This is a genomic window from Hymenobacter caeli (genome assembly GCF_013294115.1).
Classification (GTDB): Bacteria; Bacteroidota; Bacteroidia; order Cytophagales; family Hymenobacteraceae; genus Hymenobacter; species Hymenobacter caeli.
Window position 1 is genome coordinate 61,137 of sequence record NZ_JABSNP010000010.1, and the last position, 16,833, is coordinate 77,969.

The following is a 16,833-nucleotide window of genomic DNA, read 5'->3' on the forward strand; positions in this document are numbered from 1 at the left end:
ATTAATTAACCGAAAGCCAAAGGCCGTTTACTTTATCTTGCGGAGTAGGTGGCCGCCCGGCGTAGCCACTTGGCGCGTAGTGAAGGATGTGATAATTGCTGACTGAGTGCTTATTCAGAATTAAGCAGCTAACGCGTTTGGTTTAACCGCTTGGTAGTGAACGAGAAAGCTAACAGCTAATAGCTATGAGCTAACAGCTTAACAGTCAACTACTCTGGTAGCAGGCGAATGACAAAGTTCTTGAGCGGATTCTTTTTGATGATGGTCACCAGCTGGCCGTTGGCGTACTGGTACTCGTCCTCGCGGCCGTCGCGCACGGCCTGCCAGCGGCCCGCCGGGCCCCGGCTCAGGGCGAAGTAGTCGCCGAAGTATTCGGCAAACGCCCGCGCCTGGCCGGCCGGCGGCTCCCCAAAAAACAGGTTGGTCACCGCGTAGCGGATGGGCTGCGTCTCGGTGGCCCGGTAGTGGTGCTTGTACTGGTCGGCCACGATGTCGTAGTGGTCGCCCTTCCACTCGGCCCGCGAGGCAAAATCGCCCTGGTTGGTGTGCGCCTCCACCGTCGAAAGCAGCAGCTGGCCGTTGCGGAAGCGGTTGGTTACCTGGTAATAAATCTTGAGGTGGTAGAACAGGAAGTTCACTTTCACGTCGCTCACCAGCGCGTACGTCACGTCGGGGCCCGCCGGGGCCTGCCGCGTGGCCGTCATCGTGCCCACCCGGATGCCCGCCACCTCGATGCCGTAGTGCCGCACCTCGGCCGCGGCGGCTTGGGGGTCCTGGGCTGCCGCAACCAGGGGCAGCGTGCTGAGGAATATTTCATTTAACATTTAGCAAGTAACATTTAACGGTCTCGCTGCGAATGGACAAGGACCATGCAGCTTATTGCCACATTCTACCAATCGTTAAATGTTACTTGCTAAATGCTAAATGAGAATCAGCAGCAGCCGCCCCCGTCGTAGTGGAAGGTGGCGGGCGAGATGAACACGTCGTCGCGGCCCAGCTGGGCCAGGGCCCCGGCGGTTTTGTCGCACACGGCCAGGGGCTGGTTTTGCAGCAGCACGTGGCCTTTGTGGTCGTCAAAGTACTCGTCCTGACCGAAATAAATGGCCGTGCGGCCCGTGAAGATGCAGGGCCCGTCGGCCGGCATGGGGTCCTTGATGGCGCACACTTCCACGCTTTCAATGTAGATAAGCTCGTCGGTGGGGTAGTGCTGGGGCGAGAGCACGCGGTAGGCCCGCCGGGCCCTTACTTCCACGGTGCCGAAGCCCACTTCGGTTATCATGTCCAGGTACTGCTGCAAGGGCAGCGAGCCGGTGAGGCACAGGGCCCGCAGGCGCTCGTCGGCCCGCAGCTCGTCGCTCAGGGGCTGCTCGCAGGTGGGGTCCGACATCACCAGGCGGCCGTGGGGCTTGAGCACGCGGTAGGTTTCCTGGAGGGCGCGGCGCAAATCGTCGAGCTTGAAGATGTTGAACAGGCAGTTCTGGGCGGCTACGTCCACGCTCGCGTCGGCCACCGGCAGGTGCAGGGCGTCGCCGGCCCGCAGGTCCACGAAGTCCTGCTTAAACCAGTCGTTCTGCGCCGCCGCCGTTTGCATGTTGGCCCGCGAGGCGTCGAGCATCTCGCTCACCACGTCCACGCCAATCACGGCCCCCGGCCGGCGGCTGAAGTAGGCAAATTGCAGCAGCTCCATGCCGCCGCCCACGCCCACGTAAAGCACGGTGGGCGAGTTGGTGAGGTCGCGGGGGTTCACGGTGCTGCCGCAGCCGTAATTCATGCTCAGCATGCGCGGCGGGATGCTCAGGCCGGGCAGCTGCCACACCGGGTTGGTGGTGCAGCACAGGCCCACCTGGGGCTCCTGGGCCGCCTGGCGGTACACGTCGGCGGTGGTTTCGAGGTAGCTCATGCGGGGGGGCGGGGAAAGGTGCAGTAGCCGGCGAAGCTACGGCCGGCTTACTGCTTGTTCAGGTTCCAGTTGTAGTCCAGGTACGTAATCTTGGTGTTATCGCTGATTTTGGCCGTGGAGTAGCGGTTGACCCACTTCACCACCGACTGGCCGTTCTTCTGCCAATCGCCTTTGTACCAGTCAAAATACTTCGAGAGCTGGGCGTCCGACGGGCTGATTTTATTTTTGGCCGGGTTGTTCAGAAAGTCGCGGCCCTGGTCGTCCAACTGCTTTTCGAGCTGAGCGGCGGTGTAGGCCTCGTTGCGCAGGCGCGGGCAGGAGATGGACGCGCAGACCAGCGTGAAGTGGATGCGCGGGTCGTCGAACTTCTTGCGCAGAATGCCGTGCTCGATGTTGTCGAGGCTCATATTTTCGCCGCCGATGCTGAAAAACTTGGCCGCCCAGGGCGTGGTCACGAACGGAATCTTGATTTTCGAACCGATGTCCTTGATGCTTTCGACCGGGTAGTGGTTGAGGATGAGGCGGATGGTGTAGGCGTTGTAGGCGTTAATCCAGTACGCCATCTGGTCGGCCTTGCTCCAGTTGGCGGCCGGCGGGTTCTTGCTCAGCATGGTCAGGTACTGGTTGAAAATTGCTTCATCCGCCTTAAAGCCCTTGTAATCGACCAGCCCCTGGGCATTAACGTGCTTTTTAAGGAGCCGGTCGTAGGCGCTGTGGTCGACCAGGGCCCCGGTGGCGGGCACGGCGAGCGTGGGCGTGGGCACGGGGTTGAGGCCGGGCCCCACCACGGCCACGGCAGTGAGCGTACCGGCGGCCAGCACCAGGGCGGCCAGGGTCGAGGTTTTCATAAATTGATTCATTACCCGCATGTACGTGGAACCGGACCATAAAAGATTCTTGCCCGCTTAAAACCCCGGCCCTGCCGCGATTTCGTACAGTGAGCGCAGCCATCTTTACCGCCCATGCTTTTGACCTTTGCGCTGCTGGGCCTCGCCGGGCTGGCCCCCGCCGATACGGTGCACCCCAAGCGCCTGGCGCTGATTCCGGTGCCGCTGGTGTACTACACGCCCGAAACCCGGCTGGCTTACGGGGTGGCCGCCACGGCCACCGTGCATTTCCGGCGCGACGACGGCTTTGCCGCCGCCCGCCCCTCGCAGCTCACGCTGGCCCTGGCCTACACCCAAAACCACCAGCTGCTGCTGTACCTGCCTTTCCAGGTTTTTTACGACCACAACCGCTACTACGCCTACGGCGAGGCCGGCTACTACCGCTACAACTACTACTTCTACGGCCTGGGCCAACGCGCGGTGCCGCGGGAGCTGTACGGCGTCAATTTTCCCCGCGTGCGGGCCAACGCCTTTCGGCGCGTGGGGGCCGGGGCGGGGGCCGGCAAGCTCTACGTGGGCCTGCGCTACCAGTACGAGGACTACCGGGTGAGCAGCGTGGCGGCGGGCGGCCTGCTGGCCGGCGGCACCGTGCCCGGCGGGCTGGGCAGCCGCCTGACGGGCGGCGGGCTGGGCCTGTTTTACGACTCGCGCGACCAGATTTTCTTTCCTAAAAAAGGGGTGGTCGTCGACCTCAGCGCTTTTGTTCGCAACCGGGCCGTGGGCGCGGGCCCGGCGGGCGAAACGACGCGCTTCGACCGGTACGTGGCCGACGTGTCGGAATACCACGCGCTGGGCCACCGCGCCGTGCTGGCCGTCAATTATTTCGGCAGCTTTACCGTGGGCACCGCCCCGTTCAACGCCTTGTCGCTGCTGGGCGGCCCGCGGCGGCTGCGCGGCTACTACGAGGGCCGCTACCGCGACCAGAACGCTGCCCTGGTGCAGGCGGAGCTGCGCTTTGACGTGTACCAGCGCCTGGGGGCCGTGGTGTTCGGCGGCGTGGGCGCCCTGGGCGATGCGCAGGCGCTGCTGCGGCTCAACGAGCCGAAAGGTGCTTACGGGGCGGGCCTGCGCTTCACGGCCAACCGCCGCGACCACCTCAACGTGCGGCTCGATTACGGCCTGGGGCCGCAGTCGAGCGGCTTGTACCTCACCGTGGGGGAGGCATTTTAAGCCGGTTGAAGCCCGTCTTTGCCAAATGATTCGGAAGTTGCGGCTCCAAAGAAGTTTTGCCGGTATGCTCAGCGTCATCATCCCCACCTACAACGAAGCCGCCCACATCGGCCGGCTGGTGGCCGAGCTGCGCCGCCACGCGCCGGCCGATGCGGTCGAAATTCTGGTGGTGGACGCCCACAGCCCCGACGGCACCGCCGCCGCCGCCCGCGCCGCCGGGGCCACCGTGCTGGCCGCCCCCGCGCCCGGCCGCGCCGCCCAGCTGAACCACGGGGCGCGGCAGGCCCGCGGCGACGTCCTTTACTTCGTGCACGCCGACGTGGGCATTCACCCCGGCTACGTGGCCACCATTGCGGCGGCCGTGGCCCGGGGCCACGCGGCGGGCTGCTACCGCTTCCGGTTCGACTCGGCGCACCCGCTGCTGCGCATCAACAGCTACGGCACGCGCTTTAAGGGCATTATGAGCCGGGGCGGCGACCAGACGCTGTTCGTCACGCGGGCACTGTTTGAGCAGCTGGGGGGCTTCAACGAGCAGTTTGTCATCATGGAAGACTTCGAGATTATCCAGCGCATCCGGCGGGTGGCCAGCTTCCACATCGTGCCGCTGGAGGTGGTGGTGTCGGCCCGCAAGTACGAAACCAACGGCTGGCTGCGCGTGCAGCTGGCCAACCTGACGGCCTTCGCCCTGTACTTCCTCAAGCAGCCGCCGCCCCGCATTGCGCGCACCTACAAGGCCCTGCTCAACTACCGCTGATGCCGCCGCTCCCGCTTCCCCGCGTGCTCGTGACCGGGGCCAACGGCTTTTTGGGCCGCCACCTCGTGGCCGAGCTGCTGCGCCGGGGCTACCCCGTGCGGGCGCTGGTGCGGCCGGGCCGCCCAAGTAGCCCGGCCTTGCCGCCCTTGCAGGCGCTGCCCGTCGAGGTGTGCGAAATGGACCTTTCGCAACCCGCCCCCAAGGCCGAACTGGCCGATGCCATCGGTGGCTGCGGGGCCATCATCCACGCCGCCGCAGTAGCCCAGGTGAACCCCGCCCGCAGCCGGGCCGTGCGGGACACCAATCTCGGCGGCACCGAGCAGGCGCTGCGCCTGGCGCGAAAAGCAGGGGTAGAGCGCCTGGTGTACGTGGGCACGGCCAACGTCTTCGGCTTCGGCTCCAAAGCCCGGCCCGGCGACGAAACCCGGCCCTACGCCGGCCGCCGCTACGGCCTCGACTACATGGACAGCAAGCGCGCCGCCGCCGACCGGGTGCTGGCCGCCGTGGGCCGCGAGCAGCTGCCCGCCGTGCTGGTGCACCCCACCTTTATGCTGGGCCCCGGCGACGCCCGGCCCACCTCGGGCGCGTTGCTGCTGGCGCTGCGGGCCGGCCGGCTGCCCGGCTACCCGCTGGGCGGCAAAAACTACGTGCACGTGCAGGACGTGGCCGTGGCCACCGTCAACGCCCTGACCCAGGGCCGGGTGGGCGAGTCGTACATTTTGGGCAATGAGAACCTGAGCTACCGCGAAGCCTTCGCGCTGATGGCCGAACTACTGGGGGTAGGGCCCCCGCGCTGGCCGGTGCTGCCCCCGCTGGCCAATTGCTACGGCGTGCTCTGCGACCTCAAAGCCCGCCTCACCGGCCGGCCCGGCCCGGTAAACGCGGCCATGGCGGCCGTGGCCAACGACGGCCACTACTTCACCGCCCAAAAAGCCCGCGCCGAGCTGGCCCTGCCCCAAACGCCCATCACCCAAGCCGTGGCCGAGGCCCGCGACTGGTTCATCACCCACGGCTATGCTACCTAACACTGCCGGCCCCCTGGCGGGCCGAGTCGCCCTGATAACGGGCTCCGAGTCGGGCATTGGCCGCGAAACGGCCCGTGCCTTTTGCCGGCAGGGGGCGGCCGTGGTGCTCAACGGCCGCCAGCCCGAGCGCCTCGAAGCCACCCGCCAGGCCCTGGCCGCCGAGGGCTACCAAGTGGCGGCCTGCGTGGCCGACGTGACCGACTACGCCGCCTGCGAGCGCCTCGTGGCCGTGGCCATCGCCCGCTTCGGCCGGCTCGATATCCTGATTGCCAACGCCAGCATTTCCCAGCGGGCCTACTTTGCCGACATGCAGCCCGACGTGTTCCGGCAGGTGCTCGACAGCAACGTGTACGGCGCGGTGTACCCGCTGAAGGCGGCGCTGCCGCACCTGCTGCAAGCGAAGGGCAGCGTCACGTTCATTTCGTCCATTTCGGCCCTCAACGGCATGCCCAGCGGCTCGGCCTACTGCGCCGGCAAGGCCGCCCTGGCCAACCTGGCCCACACCCTGCGCCTGGAACTGGCCGGCACCGGCGTGCATTTCGGGGTGGTGCACATCGGCTTCACCCAGAACGACCCCGACAAGCGCGTGCTCGACGCGGCGGGCCGGCCCGTGCCCATCGCGCACCGCCCGCCGCGCTGGCAAAAGTCGCAGGCCCAGGTGGCGGCCCTCATCCTGGGCCACGTGCGGCGGCGGCGGCGGCGCACCGTTATTTCGGCCCTGGGCCGCCTCATCCTGGTGGTGCATTCGCTGCTGCCCCGGCTCGGCGACTGGGTGGTGCTAACTTCCCAGCGCCGGATGCGCAATTTCTACGAGTAGCCCGCCGGCAATCTGTTCCCTTTCCTTTCTTCGTGTTGTTTAAAACCCCTGCCCATGGAAACGTATTACAACCCCGCCGACCTCAAGAAATTCGGCAACATCGGCGAGTTTCAGAAAGAGTTTGCCGACAAATTTTTCGCCTACTACGGGGCCGTGTTCGCCGAAGGGGCCCTCACGGCCCGCGAAAAATCGCTCATCGCCCTGGCCGTGGCCCACGCCGTGCAGTGCCCGTACTGCATCGACGCCTACTCGGCCGACACGCTGGAAAAGGGCTGCACCGAGCCCGAGATGATGGAGGCCGTGCACGTGGCCGCCGCCATTCGCGGCGGGGCCACCCTGGTGCACGGCGTGCAGATGATGAACAAAGTCAAAGAGTTATCGATGTAAGTTGTAATGGTCGAATTGATTAATTGCCGGATGGTTGAATCGGCGGCTGATTGCACTTTCGGCAAGAGCGGAATAAACAGGAGTTCAACCAGCCGCCGATTCAACCATCCAGCAATTAATCAATTCAACAATCACGTGATAAAATCCCTCAAAGCCACCGGTAACCAGTTCGCCGATTCGGCTTTTCAGCTCACCGTGCTGCGCCAGGAAGTGGTGGACGTGCTGCACCTGCCGCCCTTCCACCAGAAGATGCGGGAGGCGGGCCTGTTCCCCCTGAAGCCGGTGGCCCCGGCGGTGCTGCAAATCAACGTGGGCAAGATGTGCAACCAGGTGTGCAAGCACTGCCACGTCGACGCCGGCCCCGACCGCAAGGAAATCATGACCCGCGAAACGATGCAGCTCTGCCTCGACGCGCTGGCCCAGACCGACATTCCGACCGTGGACCTCACCGGCGGGGCCCCGGAGATGAACCCCGATTTCCGCTGGTTTGTGGCGGAGATTCACAAGCTGGGGCGCAAAACCCTGGTGCGCTGCAACCTGACCATCATCGTGGCCAACAAGAAATACCACGACCTGCCCGAGTTTTTCAAGCAGCACGGCGTGGAGGTGGTCAGCTCGCTGCCCTTTTACTCGGCCGACAAAACCGACCGCCAGCGCGGCGACGGCGTGTTTGACGACTCCATCCGGGCCCTGAAAATGCTGAACGCCGTGGGCTACGGCCAGCCCGGCAGCGGCCTCACGCTGAACTTGGTGTACAACCCGGCCGGCGCGTTCATGCCGGGCCCTCAGGTGGCGCTGGAGCGGCAGTTCAAGCAAGCCTTGCTCAAAGACCACGGCATTGCGTTCAACAGCCTGTTTGCCATCACCAACCTGCCGGTGAGCCGCTTCCTCGACTACCTGGTAGAATCGGGCAACTACGCGGGCTACATGGAAAAGCTCGTCACGGCTTTCAACCCCGCGGCGGCGGCCGGCGTGATGTGCCGCGACACCCTCTCGGTGGGCTGGGACGGCGGCCTCTACGACTGCGACTTCAACCAGATGCTCGACCTGCACGTGGCCAGCACCAGCCAGCACATCCGCGACTTCGACGCGGCGGCCCTGGCCCAGCGGCCCATCGTGCTCAACCAGCACTGCTACGGCTGCACGGCCGGCGCGGGCTCCAGCTGCGGCGGCGCCGTGGCGTAGCTACCACCGGGCCCGGGCCACCCACTGCGGCCCGGACTACCCTCAGCGCTGGCCGCCCCGCCCCGTGCGTGGCTACACTGCTGGCAGCACCAGCACGGGTACGGGGCTGTGCAGCAGCACGTGCGCCGTGACGCTGCGGTGAAACAGCTCGCCCAGGAAGCTGTGGGGGCGCGCCACCAGCACCACCCAATCGAACCCACCGCCGGCCACGGCCTGCAAAATGCCGCCCGCTGGCGTGGCGTGCACCAGGCTTTGGGCGCGCAGCCCGGTCGTCAGGTCGAGGGCGAGGCCCGTGCGCTCCAGCGCTTCGCGGGCGGCGGCGGTGCCGGTTTCGGCGCTCGCCTTGTCGGGGCCGACGTGCAGCACGGTCAGCTCCGCGGGCAGCGCATCGAATAAGTGGCGGACGAGCCCCGCGTACGTCCCCAAACTAAACTGCTCCTTGTCAAGGGCCAGCAACAGGCGGTGCGGGGCGCTGAGGCGGGCCCGGGCGGGCACCACCAGCATGGGCTGCGGGGCGGCGCGCAAAATATCCAGCGCGGCGGTCGATACCAGCTCGTCGGGCATGGCGTCGGTGTTGCGGTGGCCGAGCACGACCAGCGCGGGCTGGTGGCGGCGCAGGGCGTCGGCCACGGCCTCGGCCACCCGGCCGTGCGCCTTTTCGGCCACCACGGGCGCGGACAGCCCGCGGGCCAGGCTGGCCAGCGCCAGGTCGATGGCCTCCTGGCCCAGGGCGTCGACGCGGCCGGTGAGGTGCTCGGGGTCCAGCACCGAATCGCGGCGCACGTGCAGCAGCACCAGCTGCGCGCCGAGGGCCCCGGCCAGCGCGTCGGCGTAGGCCAGGGCATGGTCGGCGGGTTGGAAGAAATCGGTGAGCACCAGCAGCGAGAGCGCCATGTGGCAAGGGAGAAAGGTTGGGAAACGCAGGCAAAGAACCGGGCGCGGCGGGCCCCCGGCCATGCGCAACGTCAGCCCCGCCACCTGATTTTAATCATGGCCTTGGCCGGGCGGCTGCCGGAACCTTGCGGCCTTCCAAACGCACTTCACTGCAGCGCACTTGCTGCCCTGGGCCTTCCTGACCATGAACGTCACTGTTTTCAGCACCCTGGCCTTTGAGCGCCCGTTCCTGGAGCGGGCCAACGCGGGCCGGCACGAGGTTCGTTTTTACGAGGCGGCCCTGACGGGCCAGACCGCGCCGCTGGCCCAGGGGGCCCTGGCCGTGAGCGTGTTTGGCCCCGACGACCTGTCGGCCCCCGTGCTGGAGCAGCTCTGGGCGCACGGCGTGCGCTACGTGCTGGTGCGCGCCGCCGGCACCGACCAGGTGGACCTGCCCGCCGCCCACCGCCTGGGCCTGCGCGTGGCCCACGTGCCCGATTACTCGCCCCACGCCATTGCCGAGCACGCCGTGGCCCTGATGCTGGCCCTGGCCCGCCACCTGCGCCGGGCCGACCAGCAGCTGCGCGCCAACGACTTCTGCCTCGACAAGCTCATTGGCTTTGAGCTGCACAACAAGACGGTGGGCATCGTGGGCGTGGGGCACATCGGGGCGGCCCTGGCCGGCATCCTGCACGGCTTCGGCTGCCGGCTGCTGGGCGAAGACGTGCAGCCCAACCCCGACCTGGCCCGGCGCTACGGCCTGGCGTACGTGGCCCTGCCCGAGCTGTGCGCGCGGGCCGACATCATCAGCCTGCACACGCCCCTCACGGCCCAAACCCGGCACCTGTTCAACGACCAGGTGCTGAGTCAAATGAAGCCCGGCGCGATGCTCATCAACACCGGCCGCGGCGGCGTGCTCGACACGGCCGCGGCGTTGCGCGCCCTCGACAGCGGCCGGCTCGGCTACCTGGGCCTCGACGTGTACGAGGCCGAGAAAGGGCTGTTCTTCGCCAACCACACCCGCGACCCGCTGCGCGACGCGGTGTTTGCCCTGCTGCTCACGTTTCCCAACGTGCTCGTGACCGGGCACCAGGGCTACCTCACCCGCGAGGCCCTGACCAACATCGCCGAGGCCACCGTGGCCAGCCTCGACGAGTGGGCCAGCGGCGTGCCCGCCGACCACGAGCTGTAGGGCCGGCGCCTTTTTCCTCCTCGTTGCTTCTTTGTGGACCTTCACCACCTCATTTACCAAAGCCAGGCCTTGGGCGACTTTGGGGCCCCCGCGCTGGCCGCCCTGCTGCAACGGGGCCGGGCGCACAACCACGCGCACAACATCTCGGGCGTGCTGCTGCACACGTTCGACGGGCGCTTCCTGCAAGTGCTGGAGGGCCCCAGAACGGTCGTGCGGCACCTCTACTACCACATTATCCTGTCCGACACGCGCCACTTCCACTGCCAGGTGCTGGGGGAGGGGCCCATTGCCCGGCGCAGCTTTGCGGGCTGGACCATGGGCTGCCGCCTGGCCCACGCCGCCGACCTGCGGGCGCTGCTGGGCGAGGTGCTGGCCGACGACCTGGGGCTCACCCACCGTCCCTACCCCCGGGCCCAGCTGCTGGCGCTGCTCGAAGACTTCATCGCCCAGCCGCCCGGCGCAACGGAGCCAGCGCACCTGCTGGACAGCCCGCCCACCCGCCACCAATAAACTGCTTAATCATTAGTTGTCAGCTGCTCGATGTCATTAATAATTTGTAAATCAAATAATTAATGACATCGAGCAGCTGACAACCCGTTTGCTTTTAAACGACTACTTACCCCTGCTTCACCCGTGGCGCTCCTCGCTCACATTCGGTTACTAAGCGGCTGCATCGGCTTGTTGCTGGCCACGCAGTGCGGTGCCGGGGCCCCGCCGGCGGGGCCCCAGGCCAGGCCGCTTTTGGTTGCCAAGGCCCAACCCACCCAGCCGGTGGATGCCATCATCCGGGCGCTGCTGGACACGGCCGCGGCCGGCCGCGCCGATGAGCGCCTGGGCCTGCAAGCCGGCGCGGAGGTGCGGGCTTTTTACGGCACCGCCGGCGCGCCTGCCTGGCTGGCCGCCGACAGCCTCGGCCCCGATGCGGCAGGGGCCCTGGCGCTGCTGGCCCAGGCCCCCGCGCACGGCCTGCGCCCCGCCGACTACGGCAGCGCGCGCCTGCTGCCGCTGCGCGATTCGCTGGCCCGGCCCGGCGCGCCGGCGCAGCGCGCCCGCCAGCTGGCGCGCCTGGACGTGTACCTCAGCGACGCGGTGCTGCGCTTCATGCGCGACGTGGGCCGCGGCCGGCTGCACCGCTACGTGGCCGCGGCCGGCGAGCGGGCCGCCGGCCCGGCCGGGCAGCCGGGGGCCCGGCTGCGCGCGGCGCTGGGTGCGCACGCGGTGCCCGCCGCCATGCTGGCCGGCCAGCCCGCCAACCGCGAGTACCGCCAGCTCCAGCAGGCCCTGGCGCGGTGGCTGGCGCTGCCCAGCGCCCCCGATTCGGCGGGGCAGCACCGGGCGCGGTACGAGCAGGTGGCCCTCAACCTGGAACGCTGGCGCTGGGAGGCCCTGCCGGCGGCCGCCGCCGAGTACGTGCTGGTGAACCTGCCCGCCTGCGAGCTGCTGGTGGTGGCCCACGACTCGGTGCTGCGCCGCCACCGGCTGGTGGTGGGCAAGCCCGCCACGCCCACCCCCACGCTCAGCAGCGTCATCGACCACTTCACGCTGGCCCCCGACTGGCACGTGCCCCGCTCCATTGCCACCCGCGAAATACTGCCCCGCCTGAAGCGCGATGCCGGCTACCTGGCCCGCAACAACTACGCCCTCTACGACGGCCAGGGCCGGCTGCTCGATGCGCGCCGCATCAACTGGGCGGGGGTCACGGCCCAGCATTTTCCGTACACCATCCGGCAGTCGGCGGGCTGCGATAATGCGCTGGGCAACATCGTGTTTCGCTTCGCTAATCCGTACTCCGTGTACGTGCACGACACGCCGGAGCGCCAGGTATTTGCCCAGCCGTACCGGGCCCTGAGCCACGGCTGCATGCGCCTCGAGCAGCCCATGCAGCTGGCCGCCTACCTGCTGCGGCGCGGCGGCCAGCCGGTGCAGCTGCCCAGCGAGGCCGCGTGCGCCCGCCAGCCCCGCCCCCGCGACGTGCCGTTGCGCCGCCCCATCCCGTTGTTTGTGCGCTACGCCACCTGCACGGCCGAGCGCGGCCAGCTGCGCTTCCTGCCCGATATCTACCACCGCGACGAAACGATACGCCGGGGGTTGTTCGGGCCTGAAGTTGCCGCCGGCCCCCAGTGAAACGCCAATGCCCCGCCCGCCGGCACCTGGGCCACGGCGGCGGCACCTGACAAAGCGCACCCCCTGAGGGTGAGCTTTGTCATAGTAGGCGGGGGGAGGGGCCCCTACTTTTGGATGGTCTGTTTGTTCCCTCACTGATGCTTTTTTTCCTTGAAATAGTTGCCGCTGCGTTGGCTGTGCGGCGGCCGCCGGCCGCCGGGGCCCCCGGGCGGCGCACGGCGCCCGCGCCAGGCCCCCGGCCGTGGTAGCGCCGCCGCGGGTAGCACTGCCCCGGGGCCAAGCGGCCGCGGGGTACGGCGTAAGACCCCGCGCCAAGCCCCGCGCCTGGGCCGTGGGGAAGCTTCTTTGGGTGCTTGGGGTGGCCCTGCTGCCGGGCCAGGCGGTGCACGCGCAGGCCCTGGCCGCGGAAAACGTGCCACCGCTGGCCTTTGGGGCGATGTTTCGGCAGTACCCGCAGGCCCGGCACATTACCTGGCGCCGGGTTCAGAACTGGTACCAGGCCAGCTACACCCAGGGCCCGACCCGCCGGCTGGTCCGGTTCAGTAGCAACGGCGATGTGGAGGCCACGGGCCAGGACATGGCGCTCGGTGCGCTGTCGCTCCCCATCAAGCACACCCTGGCCGCGTACTACCCCACCCGCACCTTCTGCCGCGCCATCGAGGTGACCAACGCCCGGACCGGGGGCCTCACCTACGAGATGGCCACCTGCGAAACCGCCATCAGCCGCACCGTCACGCTGACGGCCAACGGCCGGAAAATACCCCGCCCCAACTAGCCCGGGGCAGCTGCTTCGCCCGCCGCTTTTTTGCGGGCGCTGGCTCGCCGCCGGCTGGCCAGGAGCTGCCACCCGGGGGCGGCTACCTGACAAATGTCAGCCAGTAAGGCAATCCTTGTCAAGGTATTGGGGAGCGGAAGGGCGGAATTTTGGGGCCTGTTCCCTTCCTCAACCTTTTCCCCCATCGCCCATGCAAACCCTGGAAACCTTCGCCCCGCCCGCCGCGGCCGAGCACCTGTCGGATGCCGCCATTACGGCCGCCATCGAGCTGTTTTTTCTCACCGAGAAAGGGGTGCCCGCGCACCTGATTGACGTGGCCACCCACGAGGGCATCGTGCAGCTCACGGGCATCACCGACAACCTGCTGGCCAGCGAGCGGGCCGAGGCAATAGCCCTGGCCGTGCGCGGCGTGCGCGGCGTGGTCAATGAGCTGCTCATCAGCACGCCCGACGTGCCCAACGATGCGCTGTACCGCGCCGTGACCGACGCCCTGGCCGCCGACCCCGCCACCACGGGCTACCACGTGGCCTGCCGCGTGGCCGAGGGCGTGGTCGCGCCGATGGGCGTGGTGCAGTCGTGGGCCGAGCAGCAGCTGGTGCTGCGCGTGCTGCGCGGCGTGCGGGGCGTGCGCCGCCTGGTGCCGGACGAGCTGACCATCCGCTGGGGCGAACTTCAGAACTCGGACGAGGAAATCACGACCCAAATCCGCGAGCTGCTGGACTGGGACATCCGCGTGCACAGCGCCCTGGTCGAGGTGCGGACCGATGACCGGGTGGTGCACCTGTCGGGCACGGTGGGCTCGGCGGCCGAAAAGGCGCAGGTGGTGACCACCGCCTACCGGGCCGGCGCGGCCCGCGTGGACGCCCGCGACCTGTTCGTGGCCTACTGGGCGCTGAGCCCGGAATTGCGGCGCACCAAGTACGCCGACCGCTCCGACGAGGACATTGCCGCGGCGGTGCGGGCCACGTTCCTCTACGACCCGCGGGTGCTCTCCTACCAGCCCATCATTTTGGTGCACAACGGCACCGTGACGCTGAGCGGGGCCGTGGGCAACCTGCGGGCCAAGCAGGACGCCGAGCGCGACGCCCGCGCCGTGGTGGGCGTGTGGGACGTGCAGAACCTGCTGAAGGTGCGCACCGCCCGTTTTATTCCCGACGACGACGTTACCCAAACCATCAAGGCGGCGCTGGCCCGCGACCCGTACCTGGGCTTTTTCGACTTCAGTGTGTACGTGCGCAACGGCAAGGCCTCGCTCTACGGGCAGGTGGGCAGCCACTTCGAGCAGCGGCAGGCCGGCGCCGTGGCGGCCGGCGTGAACGGCGTGGCCGACCTGGCCAACTGGGTGAGCGTGGCCGCCAGCCCCGGCTTCGACGGCTTCGCGGTGTACCAGCCCCGGCCCAACGCCGACTTCGCCCTGGCCGAGCGCATCCGCACGCGGTATTTCTGGTCGAGCGCCTTGCACAACCAGGCCATCGAGGTGCTGGTCGAGCAGGGCCGCGCCACGCTCACCGGCACCGTGGCCACCTGGCTCGACCGCGAGCAGGCCGCTTACGACGCCTACAACGTGGGGGCCCGCTACGTCGACAACGACCTGGTAGTAGCCACCGACGGGGGGCTGTAGGCCAGCACTATGCGTTCTTTCCTTCGCCCTACGGCTGGGGGCCCGCCGCGGGCGGCCAGCCGGCCCGTTGCCGGTGCCGTGAGCCCGGCCGCCCTGCGCAGCGCCCACGAAGCCGACGCCACCATGTCGCCCGACGGCTGGGAGGCTGATTATTCCAAGCCCGGCTTCCTGGCCGAGGCGCCGGCGGCCGGCCCCTTTTCCAGCCTGCCCGGGGCGCCGCCCACTGCCTGAGGCAGGCTGCTTCATCGCCCTCTTTTGCCCGTAATTGCCATGAACCCTTCCCTGCTTGTACTGGCCAATTTGCCGGAAGCCGCCGCCCACACGGCGCGCTACGCCGCCGCGCTGGGCCAGCCGCTGGGCCTGCGCCTGGCGCTGCTGCACTGCTACCTCTACCCCGCTTTGCTGGAACCCGCGCTGGTGGAAGCCGTGGCCGAGCAGCTCGACCGCAACGAGGCCGAAACCATGGCCGCGCTGCACGCCCTGGCCCGCCGCCTGCCCGTGCCCGCAGAGGTAGCCGAAGCGGGCGGGCTGCTGGAAGACGACGTGGCCACCGCCATCAGGCGCTACCAGCCGCTGCTGCTGGCCATGGGCCTGGGCCCCAACCAAGGGCTGCTCGACGAGCTGCTGCGCGGCCAGGTGCTGCCCGTGCTGCGCGCCACCGGGCGGCCCGTGCTGCTGGTGCCCGCCGCCGCTACGGCCCCCGCCCCGCCCCGCCGCGTGCTGGTGGCCGCCGATGGCGAGCCCTTCGCCCTGGCGGCCTCCTCCAGGGCCCTGGACGAGCTTGTGAAGTCGTGGGCGGCGGAGTATACGGTGGCCCACATCGACTTGTCCGGCGAGCTGCCGGGCACCAAGGGCCCGCGCGCCCTGGCCGATGTGCGGGCCAGCAAGCTGCTGCCGCCCGCCACGCCCCTGGCCCTGTACGAGGTGGCCGGCCAGGCCCCGGCCGCCGGGGTGCTGCAAGCCGCCGCCGATACCCAGGCCGATTTGCTGGTGCTCATCGCCCGGCCGCGCAGCTTCCTGGGGGCCCTGTTTCACCGCAGCGTTACGGCCGAGGTGCTGCGCCACGCCCCGCTGCCGGTGCTGCTGCTGCCGGCGGCGGGGTAGGGGCCCCCGTTCTTTTTTCTTTTCAGCTTTCTCTCCTAAAAAAATGGACACGCTCCAACCTGCTCATTGCCCGCCCGGTATCGGTGCGCAAGCCCCCGACTTTGAGGCCCTTACTACCACCGGGCCCATCAAGTTTGCCGATTTTGCGCCCGGCAAGTGGGTGCTGTTCTTCTCGCACCCCGCCGATTTTACCCCCGTTTGCACCACCGAGCTAATGGGCTTTGCCAAGCGCCAGGACGAGTTCACGGCCCTCAATACGGCGCTGCTGGGCCTGAGCATCGACAGCATCCATTCGCACATTGCCTGGGTCAACGACGTGCGCGAAAAGAGCGGCGTGTACTTCCGTTTCCCCATTATCGCCGATATCGACATGAAGGTGGCGCGCCTCTACGGCATGCTTCAGCCGGCCGAGAGCGACACCGCCGCCGTGCGGGCCGTGTTCTTCATCGACCCCAGCCACAAGGTTCGCCTTGTGCTGTACTACCCCATGAGCGTGGGCCGCAACCTCGACGAGCTGCTGCGCGCCCTCCAGGCCCTGCAATACGTGGACGAGCACCACGTGTCGCTGCCCCTGAACTGGCAGCTGGGCCAGAAAGTGCTGCTGCCGGCCCCCATCACCCTGGCCCAGCTCGACGCGCGCCTGGCCGACGACTCGGTGGAGCAGCCGGAGTTTTACCTGGCCGAAACCTACGTGTAAGACCTTGCGCCAAGCAAGGGTTTGCTGCCAGAATACCTTACTTACTACACGCTTCACCCTTCCCGGCGCCCCAATTCCGGTGCGCTGTTTCCCTCCCTCAGTCCCATGTCGAAGAAAGCAGTTGACAGCCACAAAAAGGCCGCCGCCCACCACACCGAGGCCGCCGCCCACCACACCGAAGCCGCCAAGCACCAGGAGGCCGGCAGCCACGAAAAAGCGGCCCACCACGCCCACACGGCCGCTGCCCACACCGACCACGCCGCCGAGCACGCCACCCAAGCTCGTAAGAGCCACGCCGAAGACCACGGCACCAAGTAAGCCG

19 protein-coding genes are annotated in these 16,833 nt (G+C 68.1%); 15 read left to right on the forward strand and 4 right to left on the reverse strand.

Annotated elements, in window-relative coordinates:
• Positions 1-209 precede the first annotated feature (209 nt).
• The 3 genes from HNP98_RS11805 to HNP98_RS11815 all read right to left on the reverse strand — a co-directional run bounded on the left by HNP98_RS11805 (position 210) and on the right by HNP98_RS11815 (position 2,748).
• Positions 210-824: a DUF6134 family protein gene (locus HNP98_RS11805; RefSeq protein ID WP_246275098.1), complete on the reverse strand. Its 615-nt coding sequence runs from the start codon at positions 822-824 to the stop codon at positions 210-212.
• Positions 825-931: 107 nt separating this feature from the next.
• Positions 932-1,900, reverse strand: coding sequence for an arsenosugar biosynthesis arsenite methyltransferase ArsM (gene arsM / locus HNP98_RS11810; RefSeq protein WP_173810278.1), 969 nt, complete (start codon positions 1,898-1,900; stop codon positions 932-934).
• Between the two features lie 47 nt (positions 1,901-1,947).
• A complete protein-coding gene (locus HNP98_RS11815) occupies positions 1,948-2,748 on the reverse strand; it encodes a DUF547 domain-containing protein (protein WP_173810279.1) in 801 nt (266 codons plus the stop codon).
• 114 nt (positions 2,749-2,862) lie between these two features.
• Between HNP98_RS11815 and HNP98_RS11820 the strand changes: the two genes are divergently transcribed.
• The 6 genes from HNP98_RS11820 to arsS all read left to right on the forward strand — a co-directional run bounded on the left by HNP98_RS11820 (position 2,863) and on the right by arsS (position 8,125).
• Positions 2,863-3,957 (forward strand): BamA/TamA family outer membrane protein, encoded by a 1,095-nt coding sequence (locus HNP98_RS11820; RefSeq protein ID WP_173810280.1) that lies wholly within the window; start codon positions 2,863-2,865, stop codon positions 3,955-3,957.
• 64 nt (positions 3,958-4,021) lie between these two features.
• Positions 4,022-4,711: a TIGR04283 family arsenosugar biosynthesis glycosyltransferase gene (locus HNP98_RS11825; protein WP_173810281.1), complete on the forward strand. Its 690-nt coding sequence runs from the start codon at positions 4,022-4,024 to the stop codon at positions 4,709-4,711.
• On the forward strand, positions 4,711-5,736 hold the full coding sequence (locus tag HNP98_RS11830) for an NAD-dependent epimerase/dehydratase family protein (RefSeq protein WP_173810282.1): 1,026 nt from the start codon (positions 4,711-4,713) through the stop codon (positions 5,734-5,736). Before HNP98_RS11825 ends, HNP98_RS11830 begins: the two co-directional genes overlap by 1 nt.
• On the forward strand, positions 5,726-6,553 hold the full coding sequence (locus HNP98_RS11835; RefSeq protein ID WP_173810283.1) for an SDR family oxidoreductase: 828 nt from the start codon (positions 5,726-5,728) through the stop codon (positions 6,551-6,553). Before HNP98_RS11830 ends, HNP98_RS11835 begins: the two co-directional genes overlap by 11 nt.
• Positions 6,554-6,607: 54 nt before the next feature.
• Entirely contained in the window at positions 6,608-6,940 is a 333-nt protein-coding gene (locus HNP98_RS11840; RefSeq protein WP_068229436.1) for an arsenosugar biosynthesis-associated peroxidase-like protein, read from the forward strand.
• Positions 6,941-7,078: 138 nt separating this feature from the next.
• Positions 7,079-8,125: an arsenosugar biosynthesis radical SAM (seleno)protein ArsS gene (gene arsS / locus HNP98_RS11845; RefSeq protein WP_173810393.1), complete on the forward strand. Its 1,047-nt coding sequence runs from the start codon at positions 7,079-7,081 to the stop codon at positions 8,123-8,125.
• A gap of 72 nt (positions 8,126-8,197) precedes the next feature.
• On the opposite strand, the gene HNP98_RS11850 is transcribed toward arsS, so the two are convergent.
• A complete protein-coding gene (locus tag HNP98_RS11850) occupies positions 8,198-9,019 on the reverse strand; it encodes a universal stress protein (protein WP_173810284.1) in 822 nt (273 codons plus the stop codon).
• Positions 9,020-9,203: 184 nt separating this feature from the next.
• Between HNP98_RS11850 and HNP98_RS11855 the strand changes: the two genes are divergently transcribed.
• The 9 genes from HNP98_RS11855 (at position 9,204) to HNP98_RS11895 (ending at position 16,829) form a co-directional block, all read left to right on the forward strand.
• A complete protein-coding gene (locus tag HNP98_RS11855) occupies positions 9,204-10,190 on the forward strand; it encodes a 2-hydroxyacid dehydrogenase (RefSeq protein ID WP_173810285.1) in 987 nt (328 codons plus the stop codon).
• A gap of 33 nt (positions 10,191-10,223) precedes the next feature.
• On the forward strand, positions 10,224-10,700 hold the full coding sequence (locus HNP98_RS11860) for a BLUF domain-containing protein (RefSeq protein WP_173810286.1): 477 nt from the start codon (positions 10,224-10,226) through the stop codon (positions 10,698-10,700).
• Positions 10,701-10,823: 123 nt separating this feature from the next.
• Positions 10,824-12,314: a L,D-transpeptidase scaffold domain-containing protein gene (locus tag HNP98_RS11865; RefSeq protein ID WP_173810287.1), complete on the forward strand. Its 1,491-nt coding sequence runs from the start codon at positions 10,824-10,826 to the stop codon at positions 12,312-12,314.
• 331 nt (positions 12,315-12,645) lie between these two features.
• A complete protein-coding gene (locus HNP98_RS11870) occupies positions 12,646-13,089 on the forward strand; it encodes a hypothetical protein (protein WP_173810288.1) in 444 nt (147 codons plus the stop codon).
• A 190-nt stretch (positions 13,090-13,279) separates the two neighbouring features.
• A complete protein-coding gene (locus HNP98_RS11875) occupies positions 13,280-14,710 on the forward strand; it encodes a BON domain-containing protein (RefSeq protein WP_173810289.1) in 1,431 nt (476 codons plus the stop codon).
• A gap of 9 nt (positions 14,711-14,719) precedes the next feature.
• The gene (locus HNP98_RS11880) at positions 14,720-14,941 is read left to right on the forward strand and encodes a hypothetical protein (protein WP_173810290.1); all 222 of its coding nucleotides are present in this window, start codon (positions 14,720-14,722) and stop codon (positions 14,939-14,941) included.
• Positions 14,942-14,980: 39 nt separating this feature from the next.
• Positions 14,981-15,814, forward strand: coding sequence for a universal stress protein (locus HNP98_RS11885; protein WP_173810291.1), 834 nt, complete (start codon positions 14,981-14,983; stop codon positions 15,812-15,814).
• Positions 15,815-15,857: 43 nt separating this feature from the next.
• A complete protein-coding gene (locus HNP98_RS11890; RefSeq protein WP_173810292.1) occupies positions 15,858-16,511 on the forward strand; it encodes a peroxiredoxin in 654 nt (217 codons plus the stop codon).
• 105 nt (positions 16,512-16,616) lie between these two features.
• Entirely contained in the window at positions 16,617-16,829 is a 213-nt protein-coding gene (locus HNP98_RS11895; protein WP_173810293.1) for a hypothetical protein, read from the forward strand.
• The last annotated feature ends 4 nt before the right edge of the window (positions 16,830-16,833 follow it).

Coding starts and splice junctions, on each gene's coding strand:
- HNP98_RS11805 (WP_246275098.1), bottom strand. CDS start 824: ATGTTAAATGAAATATTCCTCAGCACGCTGCCCCTGGTTGCGGCAGCC.
- arsM (WP_173810278.1), bottom strand. CDS start 1,900: ATGAGCTACCTCGAAACCACCGCCGACGTGTACCGCCAGGCGGCCCAG.
- HNP98_RS11815 (WP_173810279.1), bottom strand. CDS start 2,748: ATGAAAACCTCGACCCTGGCCGCCCTGGTGCTGGCCGCCGGTACGCTC.
- HNP98_RS11820 (WP_173810280.1), top strand. CDS start 2,863: ATGCTTTTGACCTTTGCGCTGCTGGGCCTCGCCGGGCTGGCCCCCGCC.
- HNP98_RS11825 (WP_173810281.1), top strand. CDS start 4,022: ATGCTCAGCGTCATCATCCCCACCTACAACGAAGCCGCCCACATCGGC.
- HNP98_RS11830 (WP_173810282.1), top strand. CDS start 4,711: ATGCCGCCGCTCCCGCTTCCCCGCGTGCTCGTGACCGGGGCCAACGGC.
- HNP98_RS11835 (WP_173810283.1), top strand. CDS start 5,726: ATGCTACCTAACACTGCCGGCCCCCTGGCGGGCCGAGTCGCCCTGATA.
- HNP98_RS11840 (WP_068229436.1), top strand. CDS start 6,608: ATGGAAACGTATTACAACCCCGCCGACCTCAAGAAATTCGGCAACATC.
- HNP98_RS11850 (WP_173810284.1), bottom strand. CDS start 9,019: ATGGCGCTCTCGCTGCTGGTGCTCACCGATTTCTTCCAACCCGCCGAC.
- HNP98_RS11855 (WP_173810285.1), top strand. CDS start 9,204: ATGAACGTCACTGTTTTCAGCACCCTGGCCTTTGAGCGCCCGTTCCTG.
- HNP98_RS11875 (WP_173810289.1), top strand. CDS start 13,280: ATGCAAACCCTGGAAACCTTCGCCCCGCCCGCCGCGGCCGAGCACCTG.
- HNP98_RS11880 (WP_173810290.1), top strand. CDS start 14,720: ATGCGTTCTTTCCTTCGCCCTACGGCTGGGGGCCCGCCGCGGGCGGCC.
- HNP98_RS11885 (WP_173810291.1), top strand. CDS start 14,981: ATGAACCCTTCCCTGCTTGTACTGGCCAATTTGCCGGAAGCCGCCGCC.
- HNP98_RS11890 (WP_173810292.1), top strand. CDS start 15,858: ATGGACACGCTCCAACCTGCTCATTGCCCGCCCGGTATCGGTGCGCAA.
- HNP98_RS11895 (WP_173810293.1), top strand. CDS start 16,617: ATGTCGAAGAAAGCAGTTGACAGCCACAAAAAGGCCGCCGCCCACCAC.